The sequence below is a fragment of the Paenibacillus hexagrammi genome, assembly GCF_021513275.1.
Classification (GTDB): domain Bacteria; phylum Bacillota; class Bacilli; order Paenibacillales; family NBRC-103111; genus Paenibacillus_E; species Paenibacillus_E hexagrammi.
The window spans coordinates 6,029,897-6,043,588 of the sequence record NZ_CP090978.1 but is presented as its reverse complement, the minus strand read 5'-3'; the positions used below and the strand labels follow the sequence as shown (position 1 = coordinate 6,043,588).

Annotated in this window: 12 protein-coding genes and 2 pseudogenes; all 14 read left to right on the top strand. The window is 50.1% G+C overall.

All coding sequences use genetic code 11. From position 1 onward, the window contains the following. The first annotated feature begins 5 nt into the window (after positions 1-5). Positions 6-761, top strand: a complete 756-nt coding sequence (locus L0M14_RS27645; RefSeq protein ID WP_235119602.1) for a M23 family metallopeptidase — start codon at positions 6-8, stop codon at positions 759-761. Between the two features lie 351 nt (positions 762-1,112). Then, positions 1,113-1,403 (top strand): sporulation transcriptional regulator SpoIIID, encoded by a 291-nt coding sequence (gene spoIIID, locus L0M14_RS27640; protein ID WP_260115402.1) that lies wholly within the window; start codon positions 1,113-1,115, stop codon positions 1,401-1,403. Between the two features lie 164 nt (positions 1,404-1,567). After that, entirely contained in the window at positions 1,568-2,566 is a 999-nt protein-coding gene (gene mreB, locus L0M14_RS27635) for a rod shape-determining protein (RefSeq protein ID WP_235119600.1), read from the top strand. Between the two features lie 40 nt (positions 2,567-2,606). Beyond that, a complete protein-coding gene (locus L0M14_RS27630) occupies positions 2,607-3,503 on the top strand; it encodes a flagellar hook-basal body protein (protein ID WP_235119598.1) in 897 nt (298 codons plus the stop codon). Positions 3,504-3,535: 32 nt separating this feature from the next. After that, positions 3,536-4,396, top strand: a complete 861-nt coding sequence (locus tag L0M14_RS27625; protein ID WP_235119597.1) for a flagellar hook-basal body protein — start codon at positions 3,536-3,538, stop codon at positions 4,394-4,396. Positions 4,397-4,422: 26 nt separating this feature from the next. After that, the gene (locus L0M14_RS27620; RefSeq protein WP_235119596.1) at positions 4,423-4,650 is read left to right on the top strand and encodes a DNA-directed RNA polymerase subunit beta; all 228 of its coding nucleotides are present in this window, start codon (positions 4,423-4,425) and stop codon (positions 4,648-4,650) included. Between the two features lie 106 nt (positions 4,651-4,756). Continuing rightward, on the top strand, positions 4,757-5,269 hold the full coding sequence (locus L0M14_RS27615; RefSeq protein ID WP_235119595.1) for a CDP-alcohol phosphatidyltransferase family protein: 513 nt from the start codon (positions 4,757-4,759) through the stop codon (positions 5,267-5,269). A 158-nt stretch (positions 5,270-5,427) separates the two neighbouring features. Then, the gene (fabZ, locus tag L0M14_RS27610; protein WP_235119594.1) at positions 5,428-5,856 is read left to right on the top strand and encodes a 3-hydroxyacyl-ACP dehydratase FabZ; all 429 of its coding nucleotides are present in this window, start codon (positions 5,428-5,430) and stop codon (positions 5,854-5,856) included. 33 nt (positions 5,857-5,889) lie between these two features. Continuing rightward, a pseudogene (locus L0M14_RS27605) lies at positions 5,890-7,585 on the top strand (phospho-sugar mutase). Positions 7,586-7,795: 210 nt separating this feature from the next. Next, the gene (locus tag L0M14_RS27600) at positions 7,796-9,847 is read left to right on the top strand and encodes a DUF5693 family protein (RefSeq protein WP_235119593.1); all 2,052 of its coding nucleotides are present in this window, start codon (positions 7,796-7,798) and stop codon (positions 9,845-9,847) included. Next, a pseudogene (locus L0M14_RS27595) lies at positions 9,823-10,377 on the top strand (polysaccharide pyruvyl transferase family protein); the annotation flags it as partial. The gene L0M14_RS27600 and the pseudogene L0M14_RS27595, both read left to right, overlap by 25 nt. 78 nt (positions 10,378-10,455) lie before the next feature. Next, a complete protein-coding gene (locus tag L0M14_RS27590) occupies positions 10,456-11,337 on the top strand; it encodes a polysaccharide pyruvyl transferase family protein (protein WP_405031148.1) in 882 nt (293 codons plus the stop codon). Positions 11,338-11,406: 69 nt separating this feature from the next. Then, entirely contained in the window at positions 11,407-12,201 is a 795-nt protein-coding gene (locus tag L0M14_RS27585; RefSeq protein ID WP_235119592.1) for a WecB/TagA/CpsF family glycosyltransferase, read from the top strand. A 132-nt stretch (positions 12,202-12,333) separates the two neighbouring features. After that, positions 12,334-13,443 (top strand): MraY family glycosyltransferase, encoded by a 1,110-nt coding sequence (locus L0M14_RS27580; RefSeq protein ID WP_235119590.1) that lies wholly within the window; start codon positions 12,334-12,336, stop codon positions 13,441-13,443. Positions 13,444-13,692: the final 249 nt, after the last annotated feature.

The following is a 13,692-nucleotide window of genomic DNA, read 5'->3' as shown; positions in this document are numbered from 1 at the left end:
TAACCATGAATGAACAAAACAAAGGTTTTCAAAAGGAAGAAGCTCCTAAAACTGTACAAGGAGCACAAGGCACTACATCTCCATGGAAGAGGTTGCTTGCAAAGAGATGGGTTTTCCCAGCTACGTATATGGCAGCAGCGGCAATTATCTTAACCTTAATGTGGGTGTATCAGGATGCCGGCAAGCAAGCAGTAGGCGAGAAGGACCTGGGTATTGAGGTTAGCAGTAACGATCAGCCAGTAACAGCACAAAGCTCCGCAGCACCAGACGGCGCATTAGCGGTTTCCGCTCAACCGGAGACGATGCAGTGGCCGGTGAAAGACAGAACGCAAGTAACAGTTTCTATGCCTTTCTATGACTCGAAAGCAACGAATGAGGAGAAGCAAGCAGCCATGATTCAATATGGCGATCAACTGATCCCTCATACCGCGATTAACCTGAAAGCGAAGGATGCTAAGGATGACGGAGCATTCGACGTCCTTGCAGCGATGAGCGGTAAAGTAACGGCTGTCGAGCAAAATCCGGTTGTCGGCAATCTGGTTGAAATTACACACAGCAACGGACTTGTGACGGTGTACCAAAGCTTGACTGATGTTCAGGTGACCAAAGGCGCTGAAGTGAAAAAAGGCGATGTGCTTGCGAAAGCGGGACGCAACGACCTGGAGAAAGAAGACGGCGTACATCTTCACTTTGAAGTTCGTCAAGGCACAGATGGAGCTGCGCTCAATCCAGAAACCATTTTGAATGATAAACAGCAATAAAAAATCGTTACATACGGAAGGCAGTCAGGCTAACTGGCTGCTTTTTTTGATATGACAGCGCAGTTGAGCAAGATTATGTGAGTCTGAGTTAGCTATGATCTTTGTTCTGGGGCTTTCCGCTACTGAGCAAAGTTTGCCGTGTGCGGGTCTGGCGTCGTATGACGGTCTCCAACCACGTTTTGTATACGCATTCACGCTCAGGAAGCTACATTTTGAAGGGAGAACGCCGGTTTTTGATGGTTTTTCATAAATAAATGCATGAATTGTGCTTGTCAGGCTTGGTCACGTAGAATATCTAGTCATGCCCCTCATATAATGTACCAAACTATCTCGAGTAGGGAGGCGAGGGGAGTGCACGATTACATCAAAGAGCGAACCATTAAAATTGGTACCTGTATCGTCGAGACCAAGAATACGGTTCGTACCATTGCCAAGGAGTTCGGCGTTTCCAAAAGCACGGTGCACAAGGATTTGACGGAAAGACTGCCGGAAATCAACCCGGACCTGGCCAATCAGGTCAAGCACATTCTGGAGTACCATAAGTCGATTAGGCATCTCAGGGGAGGAGAAGCGACGAAGATCAAATACCGTAAAACAAGAAGTCCGAAGAACGCCGAGCCCCTGGTTACGGTCAAGTCCTAACGAGCCTTCATCCCCGGCCGCTTCCTATAACTGGTCATGTCGAATTTTCACAAAAAAAGAGGAATTCATGCATTTGTAGCGAATTTAGCTTATAATTAGAACTATATATAAGAGCGCCGATTCTTCACGGGATGGACGGTTTGTTTAGGGAGGATTAACAGGAAATGTTCAGCAAGGATATTGGTATAGATCTAGGTACGGCGAACGTGCTGATCCACGTAAAAGGACGCGGCGTCGTGCTCGATGAGCCTTCCGTAGTAGCAATTGAAAGCGATACGAAGCGGGTGCTCGCTGTTGGTGAAGAAGCCTTCCGGATGGTAGGCCGTACGCCGGGGAACATCATCGCCATCCGTCCTCTCAAGGACGGCGTTATTGCCGATTTCGAAATTACCGAAATGATGCTCAAGCACTTTATCGCCAAGGTTGGGGGCAAGCAGTGGTATTCTCATCCGAGAATTCTCATCTGCGCCCCAACGAATATTACGTCTGTGGAGCAGAAGGCGATTCGCGAAGCGGCTGAACGAAGCGGTGCGAGGGAAGTCTTCATGGAAGAGGAACCGAAAGCAGCTGCGATCGGAGCCGGTATGGATATTTTCCAGCCAAGCGGCAACATGGTTGTAGATATTGGGGGAGGCACGACGGATGTGGCTGTCTTATCGATGGGCGACATCGTCACCTCCTCCTCCATCAAGATTGCGGGGGACAAGTTCGATACCGCAATTACGAAGTATATCAAAAATAAGTACAAGCTATTGATCGGTGAACGGACCAGCGAGGATATTAAGATTAGAATCGGAACGGTATATCCGGACGGACGCGATGAGTCCATGGATATTCGCGGAAGAGATATGGTATCGGGATTGCCGCTTACGATCTCGATTCATTCAAGTGAAGTGCAGGAAGCACTGTGGGATCCTGTATCATCTATTGTAACGGCAGCTAAGAGTGTGCTTGAGCGTACACCGCCTGAGCTTTCGGCGGATATTATTGATAGAGGCGTTATTTTGACTGGCGGCGGAGCACTGCTTCATGGTTTGGATCAGCTGCTTGCAGATGAATTAAAAGTTCCGGTGCTTATTGCGGAGGATCCAATGTCCTGCGTAGTGAAGGGAACGGGCATTATGCTGGATAATTTGGACAAGGTAACCAAGCGCAAGTTCTAGGATCTTGCAATCACCTAATGGGGCATAGGAGTGGACTAGCATGCTAAGAGGACTATACACGGCGGCCTCCGGGATGATCTCGGAGCAGCGGAGACACGATACCATCACGAATAACATTGCGAATATCAACTCACCTGGCTTTAAGCAGGGCAATTCGCTCTCCCGTTCGTTTCCTGAAATGCTGATTAGCACCATCCGCGGCGGAGAAGGGGCTTCTACGGCGCCTATCGGTAAGCTGAATACTGGTGTGTTCGCCGAGGAGAATATTTCTCTTCATGCACAAGGGGATTTGCAGGAGACACAGAATCCGTTCGACTTTGCTTTAGTGTCCAATATTCAAGTTCCAGGTGTGGCATTTGACGCTACAGGTAAGTATGTCAATGAGAATGGCGACCGGACTTTCCAGCCGCAGGCGCTATTTACCGTGCTCAATGCCAATGGGGAACCGCGTTACTCACTGAATGGTAAGTTTACGGTAGACCCGTCGGGACAGCTGGTGAACGCCAATGGCAATCAGGTGATGGGTAAGGACGGACAGCCGATCGTGCTTATGGACCCGGCGACGGGTGAAGCCATTCGTTCCTTTAAAGTAACGGATAAAGGAGAATTCCTTGATCCGGAAGGACGTCCGATGCTGAATGCCGCGGGAGAGCCGATCGGCCTGATGTTGTCCCGTGCGGAAGATCCGAACCGGCTGCTGCGAGAGGGCAATGGACTATACCGGATCAACCCCGGTGATGAAGCGACTGTCACACAAGTGGCTCCTGGAGACCAGGTTGAGGTACGTCAGGGCTTTGTAGAGCGTTCCAATGTGGATTCGGCACAGTCGATGGTGGATATGATGTCGGCGCTGCGCGCTTATGAAGCGAATCAGAAAGTCATCCAGTTTTATGATAAAAGCATGGATAAAGCCGCAAATGATGTAGGTCGCGTGTAAGTGGACTCGCATACGTTTAGGAGGAGAACTTCATGAACAACTCTATGATCAACTCGTCGGTATCCATGCACAGCTTGCAGCAAAAACTGGATATTCTGGCGAATAACATTGCTAACGTCAATACGACTGGCTTCAAGAAAAAAGAAGCCTCCTTTGAAGACGTTCTAACGAACGTTCAGAACCAACCTGAAGGTTTTCGCCAGCAGGGACGGTTTTCTCCGCTCGGTTTTAATCAAGGCTGGGGCTCGAGGCTGGTGCAGATTCAGTCCAATATGGCTCAGGGTGCCATTCAGCCGACGGGGAATACAACAGACTTTGCGATTCAGGGCGAAGGACTCTTTGAAGTATCGGTCAGCACGGTGGACGAGAACGGCAATCAGGTGTTCCAGCCGGCGTGGACGCGCAACGGAGCGTTCAACTTGAGTCCGGATGGCAACGGAAATACCGTACTGACCACGAAGGACGGACATTTTGTGAACGGAACCGATGGCAATCCGATTCTGATTCCGGACAACTATCGTCCGGTTGTGGAGCAGGATGGCACCATTAAAGCCTACAACGAGAAGGACCCGAGCGAAGCTCCGCTTAACGTTGGACAAATTAAGCTCGTGCGCGTCGTTCGTCCACAGCTGCTTCGCGATATGGGCGGCAACTTATACGCGCTTCCAGCCGGCGTAACGAATCAGGACGGCATTCTTCAGAATGTGAATGGAGCGGAAGGCACAGGGACGGAACGCGTATCACTTATGCAGGGTTACTTGGAGCAGTCTAATGTGAACTTATCGGATGAAATGACAGATTTGGTTATGGTACAAAGAGCGCTTCAGCTGAACTCCCGTGCAATCACGTCCTCGGATCAGATGATGAACATCGCCAATAACCTGCGCACCTAATCAAGATAGGGAGGGAACATGGCTCGATGTCTGAAGCTCAGGCTCCAACCAAGAAAAAGAAGAAGAAGGCAAGGCCCACTTGGCTGAAAGTGATCTTGGCCATTATAAAGGGGCTTCGTGTACCCGTACTTGCGCTGTTGGCTATCTATGCAGGGCTTTGGATTGGTTACAGCAAGCTTGGCGGTCAGCCTCCTTCGGAAATTTTTCATATCAGCACTTGGAAGCACTTATACGATCTGGTGTTTGCCAGCTAACGGAACTCCCGCAAGGGAGTTTTATTTTTTGGAAAGGAAAGGTATAATGAATGGAGGTTTAGGATGCCGGCATACCAATATGCTTAGCTGCAGAGGGAGGGGTACCTTGAATTTACCAAACATCCTGACAATCAGCAGGTTTATCTTGATCCCCATCTACCTGATCATATTTTTTGACGGTCATGCCAGAATTGCGTTCTTGATCCTCCTTCTCGCCGGAGTAACGGATATACTGGACGGACATATTGCTAGAACGAGGGGACTTATTTCACAAATCGGCATCATGCTGGATCCGTTGGCAGACAAGTGCATGATGATCGCTGTGATTCTCTCGCTGCTTATTTCCGGCATGATTCCCTGGCAGGCGGCGGTATTTATGTTTATTCGTGATATCAGCATGATTGCAGGTTCCGCCTTCTTCCATTTTCAAGGCAAGCTCACAGTGCCCGCTAATGTAATGGGTAAGCTGACGACAGTACTCTACTACCTGGCTATTCTCTTTATTGTGTTCGAAGTTAGCTTCGCTACCGTATACTTATGGTTTGTGATTATAGTCTCTATGATCACTTCCGTTATCTATATCGTCCAATTTATGCTGCTTAATCGCAAAGCAAATTGATGTGGAAAAAGAGCCTATATATGGGCCTGCCAAATAGGCTCATATATAAGCTCCCTTATATCAACCTTCACTGCTGCAGATCGTGAAGGGGGACATTCATATTGTAAGTAATTGCCTCGCATTTTATGCAAGGATCTCGAAAGGAGCTTACCGGTTACATGCTAGATATCAATCAAATTCAAGAAATTATTCCACACAGACCTCCCTTCTTACTTGTGGATCGCATTCTGGAAGTGGAAGAAGGCGTACGCGCCGTAGGCATTAAGAATGTGACGATGAACGAGCCCTTCTTTACAGGGCATTTTCCAGGCTATCCGGTCATGCCAGGCGTGCTGATTATCGAAGCGCTGGCGCAAGTCGGAGGTGTTGCCATGCTCTCCAAGCCGGAGAACAAGGGCAAGATCGGCCTGTTTGCCGGAGCCGACGGAATTCGCTGGAGAAAGCAAGTCGTTCCCGGGGATACGCTGATTTTGGAAATGACCATTACCCGTATGAAAGGCACTGTCGTGAAAGGTCAGGCGGTTGCTAAAGTCGGAGATGAAATTGTAGTCGAAGGCGAGCTTATGTTCGCCCTTGCTAATAAATAATTATAGAGAATAAAGGAGATGAAACTAACAACTATGACGCGCGTGCAAACACAATATCAATTATGGCTGGAAGACCCGGCAATTGACCCTCGAACCAAGGAGGAGCTTACTTCCATTAGCGGAGATGCCAAGGAGATCGAGGACCGCTTTTATAAGGACCTGGAATTTGGCACAGGCGGTTTGCGTGGGGTAATCGGAGCAGGCACCAATCGGATTAACATCTATACCGTTGGACGTGCCAGCCAAGGATTAGCGCAGTACGTGCTGAAAACCAAGGCGGCCAAGCCTTCTATTGTCATCGCCTATGATTCGCGTCATATGTCTCCTGAATTTGCGCTGGAATCGGCGCTCGTGTTCGCAGGCAACGGAGTGAAAGCTTACGTATTCCAAGCGCTGCGGCCTACGCCTGAATTATCATTTGCCGTTCGTTATCTGAACGCTTCGGCAGGCGTCGTCATTACAGCGAGCCATAACCCTCCTGAATACAATGGATATAAGGTATATGGAGCTGACGGCGGACAGCTGGTGCCCGAATATGCGGAGCAAGTGATTGCCGAAGTAGCGGGTGTAGACACCTTTGATAAAGTCAAAAAAGTTGACGCAAGCCGAAGCGGAAGCACAAGGACTGCTCGAATGGCTTGGAGAAGAAGTAGACCGCAAGTACATAGAAGCTGTTGCAGCTGTAAGTCAGAATCCGCAAGTCATCAAGGAAATTAGCGATGATTTCCGCGTTGTATTTACTCCGCTGCACGGTTCAGGCAATGTCCCGGTTCGCGAAGTACTGAAGGCGGTTGGCTTTGGACAAGTGAAGATTGTTGCCGAGCAGGAGCAGCCGGATGCCCAATTTTCAACGGTAAAGTCACCGAACCCGGAGGAAAGAGAAGCGTTCACGATTGCCATTGAGCAGGCGAAAGCATGGAATGCCGATATCATTATTGGAACGGACCCGGATGCAGACCGCATGGGAGCGGTCGTGAAGGATTCGAACGGCGAATACTTCGTTTTGACAGGTAACCAATCTGGAGCACTTATGGTCAATTACCTATTATCCAGTATGAAAGAGCGTGGTGAGCTTCCGGCTAACGGTGTCGTTATCAAGACGATCGTAACGAGCGAAATGGGTGCCGTGATTGCGGGTCATTATGGCATTCCGACCTTAAATACGCTTACGGGCTTTAAATATATTGGTGAAAAAATGACGGCCTTCGAGCAAAATGGTGAACATACGTTCTTGTTTGGCTACGAAGAAAGCTATGGCTATCTGGCTGGAGATTACGCAAGAGATAAAGATGCGGTTATCGCGTCCATGCTTATTTGCGAAGCAGCCGCCTACTATAAGAAGCAAGGCAAAACCTTGTATGAGGTTTTACAGGAGCTGTACGAATCATTTGGCTACTTTTTGGAAAAGCTTGAGTCAAGAACGCTTAAAGGCAAAGACGGCGTAGAGCAAATCGGCCGCATCATGCAGGACTGGAGAACCACTCCGCCTACTGAGATTCACGGTAAGGCTGTTGCGCAAATGGAAGATTACGAGCAGGGAATGAACGGGCTTCCGAAAGAGAATGTACTGAAGTTCATTTTGGAAGACGGCTCCTGGTTCTGCTTGCGTCCATCCGGCACAGAGCCGAAAATCAAGTTTTATTTTGCCGTGAAGGGTACTTCCGGTACGCAAGCATCGGAGCAGCTTAACGGAATCATTCAATACGTACTTAGCCGTGTAGACGGATAATAGAAAGAACTATTTAAGTTTTATAGAAAGCAGCAAACCTCTTCAGAAACTAATGCCGGGGATATATCGTCTAATGAATAAGTGGAAGTGTGTTCCACAAACAGTCATTAGAGGGATCTCTCGTTGGTACTAGGGAACTGGAGAGGTTTTCGACCGTATAAGTAAGTTTGGATTCTTCCATTACTCGCCCCCCAGACAGGAGTGAACGTGTTGTTACAGCGGTACCTATTTTGGAATAAGCCTTTTCGAAAAGTTTTATGGTGGTTAGTGATTATCGGCATGCTCGGCTCATTGCCATTAGCCTTGGCCAGGCAGCACACGGAGACCTCAGCGAACCAGGTGGAGTTTGTCTTTGATTACCGCGATCTCCTGGATATCGCCGATATTCAGACGAACCCGCAGGATTTCCTTGCGGAGCATTTGAAGCGAATGAAGGAAGCCGGCATTACCTCAATGGCAGTGTATGAATCAACGCTGTCTGAGCTGAGGGAAAGCCGCAGAATCGAGTATTACAATTCTCGGGATGCTATGATGATGATGCAAAACTACGGCAATCCCAATGAAAACTTTACCTACGTCTTGTTCGCAGACAGTGCGACACAGCAGGTCCTAGAGCCGTTGATTCAAAAAACGTTCAGTGACCTGAAGGTCGCGACAAGACCGTGGAGTTTCAAAAACAAGAATGGCTTGATCATTGAAATGAACTCGGACGAAGCGGCCATTCAATCGATGGACCCGGATCCGATGACGTTGAAAATGCTTAAGGACCAGGGCTTCCAGATCGTTGTGCGTCTATCCAACCGGAGACCTTTTGTCACGAATGAGATGGACAAGCTGTTAAAATCGCTGTATGACCTGGGAGTGCGCCGTATGATCGTTGACGGCAATGAGGTTCCTGGATATAGCGAAGAGAATACGGAAGTGAAATTAAATAAAATGGCGGACCTTCTGCATAAGAACGGAATCGGTCTGGCCGCGATCGAAATGCTGAAGGAACCGCAGGCGGGGTTCAGCACGTTAGCGAAGCAAACCAATTACGATGTAGTGCGATTGCATTCCTTTACGGAAAAAGACGGAGAGAAGCTGACGGAGCTCGTCAGTAAAGCGGAGCGTGCGGAGCGAATTCAGGGAGTTGCCGACCGATTTGTTCTTGCTGTCAAAGACCGCAACATTCGCATGGTGTTTTTGAACGCTAAACCGGTGAAAAATACGGATAAAGCAGTCCTAGTGGATCCGCTATCCGCGTATTATGAAGCTTTACAGGGGCCGGATGGCGCGATCCCGCGCATTGAGAAGGTCGGCTTCACGGTTGGCCAAGCGAAAGCCTTCCGGGTTCAGACCTCGGCGTTGCAGCCTGTAGCTAGTGCTCTTATGCTGATTGGCGGAGTTAGCTTGATTGCGCTCACGATTTCGTTTTTTGTACCGGAAGCCGCTTTGATTCTGTTTATTCTCGGCATTCTGGGTGCCGTAGCGCTGCATACGTTATCTGCGACATTGTATGCGCAAGGGCTTGCCCTGGCGGATGCCATATGTGCGCCGAGCGTGGCGGTTATGCTTGCAATTCGCTCGGTTCGCTCAGGACGCGCCGCCCAGTGGAAATCCGGGTTAGCCTATGGCTTCTGGCAGCTCATCAAAACTTCAGCGATTTCACTCATTGGCGTCGCCTACGAGGTTGCCTTGCTGAACCATATTACCTATGAGCTTGTGCTTCAGCAGTTCCGCGGCGTTAGTGCGCTGCATCTGCTTCCTATTGGAATCGCCGGACTGTACCTGCTGTTTTTCAGTGTGGAGAGCACATATGCTGAGAAGTTTGCGGCCGTTCGTAAAATCCTATCTTCGTATATTAATGTCCTTGGTATTGTCGTTGCAGTTGTTGCTTTGGGGGCAGTCTATTACTACCTCACACGAACAGGAAATGAAGGTCAAGCTTCGGCTTTCGAAAAGCTGTTCCGCTCTTTCTTGGAAAACACGCTGGGCGTAAGACCGCGTACGAAAGAATTCTTGGTTGCTCACCCGATCTTCTTGCTGGGAGCGTACTTGTCCGTTCGATATAGACATGCTGTGTATCTGATCTTTATCGGTGTTATCGGCCAGTTGTCCATTGTCGATACGTTTGCTCATCTGCATACGCCGCTGCATATCTCCTTGATCCGAATTTCATACGGTCTGGGCTTCGGTGCGCTAATCGGTCTAGCTTTCATTATCGTCTGGGAAATTGTCGCAAGGAGTTGGAAGCGTTGGGTACCTCGAGTATCAAAATAGTATTGTCCGGCTATTACGGCTTTGATAACAGCGGGGACGAGGCTGTGCTGCAATCGATCCTTTTCGCTCTGCAGGAGCAAGGTGAGGCGCACGGCGTTCAGATTGAGCCGATCGTCCTCTCTGCCAATCCGGAAAAAACATCGCAGATGTACGGCGTCCAATCGTATCACCGGATGAGACCGGGGCCGCTGCTGCAGGCGATAAGGCAAGCCGACGGGCTCATTAGCGGCGGCGGCAGCCTTTTGCAGGATGCTACGAGCGCCAAGACGATTCCATATTACTTGGCGGTCCTAAAGCTGGCGCAGTGGATGGGTAAGCCTACTTTCATCTATTCGCAAGGCATTGGCCCTGTCAACCGCCGCATGTTTGACGGCTGGATCCGCGGCACCTTCAAGCGGTGCCGGTATGTGTCCGTCCGCGACAACGAGTCCGCGGACTTGCTTGCGTCGATGCGTCTCCCTCGGGAGCGCATCGATGTCGTGCCCGACCCGGTCATGGGCCTGCCGCTGCGCGAAGCGCTGGGCGGGGTAGGGCCGGGGAATAATGCGGGGGCTTTGGCGAGTGAGTCGAGCCCAAGCAATGTCTTGGCTATAGCTGCGGAAGCAGGTGTGACAACGGCAGGTACATCAGCGTCGAGTGAGTCGAAGCTGAGCGGAGTTGTGGCAGGACATTCAGGAGCGAGTGAAGCACAGACGGACGCGGTAGAGCGGAGTGAAGCGAAGTCGAGTAAAGCCAAGGCTGGAATAGCGGGAGCGAGTGACGAAACGGCAGGCGTGTTGACGCCAAGCGAGTCAGAGTTGAGCGAAGCTGGGTCCGTGATCGCAAGTGGAGCACCGGTAGGCACATCTGCGCCGAGCGAGGCGAAGACGAGCGAAGTCGTGACAACGGCAGGCGTGTTGGGACCGAGCGACACGAAGCTGAGCGCCGCTGCCGGCACCAGCAGCCACGTGCGGACGGTCGGCGTGTCCGTCCGCTTCTGGAACCAGGACCGCTCGGAGCTGGAGGCTCTCTCGCGGTCCTTAGCGCAGCTGCTCGCAGCCCGCACGGATGTGCGGCTGCGGTTCCTGCCCTTCCACCTCCCTTCGGACAAGGTGGCCTCGCAGTACGTGATCGATCGCTTGGGCGGCGATCACGCGGGGCGGGTGGAGACGGCGCGCGGCGTCGTCCATCCGCAGGACATGCTCGCGGAGGTCGCGGGCTGCGACCTCCTGATCGGGATGAGGCTGCATTCCTTGATCTATGCAGCCTCGCAGTATGTGCCGATGGTCGGCATCTCGTACGATCCGAAGATCGACCAGTTCCTCCATCGGCTCGGCATGAAAGCAGCGGCATCGACCGCAAGCTTCGATGCCGGCGCATTCGCGTCCGAGGCGCTGCGCCTCTTGGACGGACGAGAGCAGTGGGCGGCGGAGAAGCGCGCCGCCATTGAGGAGCTGAAAGCGCAGGCGCAGCGCCCTGCGCAGCAGATTGCAACCTTTTTCCAGAAATAAACGTTAGTGAAATAAATCCGAATACTTGAACCAAGAAATTGAATGTTACGTCATAAAGGATGAGATTCCATGAGTACACAGTCATCGAAAGCGGCAAAGAGCGTATCCGAATCTGGGCTTGCGGCTATTCCGAAGATCCGAATCTACGGAGTTCCGATCTCCAAGATGGATATGAAGCAGACCGTTGCGTATTTGACGCAAGCCATTGAACAAAAAATCCCCCATCAAATTATTACGGCCAATCCGATCATGGTGATGGCGGCTCTAGAGGACCCTGCTTATATGAGCATGATGAAGCAGGCCGAGCTTATTGTTCCTGACGGCGCCGGTGTCGTCTGGGCGGCTGGATATGTGGGAGAGCACGTAGCGGAGCGGGTAGCAGGATACGACCTGCTGCATCAGCTGATGAAAGTCGGTGAACCAAAGGGTTGGAAGGTTTACCTGCTCGGGGCATCCCGTGAAGTAATCGAGGCAGCAGCCGATCGTCTGCGCGCCTTATATCCGGGTATTCAGCTTGTCGGCGTTCGGGACGGGTACTTCAACAATCAGCAGGATGAAGAGGTGCTTCGTGAGATTGAACAGGCAGCCCCTGATTTACTGTTTGTGGGCCGTTCGGCTGCGAACCAGGAACCATGGATTGCCAAATACAAAAACCGTCTGGAAATTCCCGTCATGATGGGCGTCGGCGGAAGTTTCGACGTACTTTCGGGTAAACTGAAAAGAGCACCAATCCTTTTTCAAAAACTTCGCTTGGAGTGGTTTTACCGTCTTCTTCAGGAGCCATGGCGCTACAAGAGGATGCTTATTCTCCCGAAATTCGCAGTGAAAGTCATCCGCGAGAAAGAGAAAGTCACAAAACCATGAAAATATTTCTGAAAATAACCTGAAAACGGGGAATTCAGACAAAATTAGCAGTGGTATTTGTGGACAATTGGGAGTATAATTCATTTCGGCGGACATCTGCCACCCAAGACAAGAGGAGCTGTGAAGAAAAACATGTATGGATTATACGCGATTGGGTTTATCGCTTCGTGCTTGCTAGCGCTGCTGCTGACACCCCTGGTCAAAAAATTTGCCTTCTGGGTTGGAGCTGTTGATGCCCCTAACCACCGTAAGGTACATACGCGAATCATGCCGCGTCTGGGAGGATTGGCTATATTCCTCGCTTTCGTAGGTGCGTACTTCGTTATTTCTCCGGCACTTGAAGTTTTTGATTACAGTGCTGCGCTCAGCTTGTTGATCGGAGGCGCTGTAATTGTCATTACAGGGGCTTTGGATGACCGATTCCAGCTTTCACCGAAATGGAAATTACTCGGACAAGTTATTGCTGCTTGTATCGTTGTCAGCTTTGGCTTGAAAATTGATTTGGTTAACATTCCTTTCGGAACGACGAACCTGCCTGTGGGCTGGCTAAGTATTCCAATTACGATATTATGGATCGTCGGCGTTTCCAACGCCATTAACTTGATCGACGGGCTTGATGGATTGTCCGCGGGTGTGTCCGGTATTGCTACCCTTACGATTCTCGTACTGGCCATCATGATGCCGAATGCTACAGTTGTTTTATTAAGTATCATTTTGCTGGGTAGTATTGTAGGATTTATGTTCTACAACTTCCATCCGGCCAAAATTTTCATGGGAGATTCCGGTGCTCTATTCTTGGGCTTTGCACTTGCGACACTGTCGATCCTTGGTTTCAAGCAGGCTGCCGTTGTTTCCTTGCTTTTACCGATTATGATTCTCGGAGTTCCGCTTTCCGATACTTTCTTTGCGATTATGCGCAGATATGTGAATAAGCTGCCTATCTCGGCTCCAGATAAGAGTCATTTGCATCACTGCTTGCTGCAGCTGGGATTTAGCCACCGCACAAGCGTGTTGATTATTTACGGCATTTCACTTACATTTGGCGGATGCGCGGTAGTATGCTCAGTCTTTATTTCCCAGCAGTTTATGTGGGGTCTTGTTGTAGTGATCGTAGCGCTGTTCATGCTTATGCTCGTCGGAGCGGAGGCTATCGGTATCATTAGCAAGAGCCGCAGGCCGGTACTCAGTTTCTTGCAGAGACTTGTACGCAGGCAAGTGCAGACGGATCGAGTCGGCAAGTAATGAACGGAATAGAGTATTCGTGAACCTAATCCATACTGGATTGGGTTTTTTTGTTTTTCATCAAATCCATGCAATCTCTAAACATTTCACTCCGTTTTACCGATAACAAAGGTACAACAACTTTTGACGCATTCGTGCGTCTAATTATGTAGAATCTTACAATATTTTAGGAGGTTTTGTCGGTTATTGAGGGTTCTAGCACTATCAGCTTTTAAATAGCCAAAATGAATGATGCATAAGGAGGAGCTA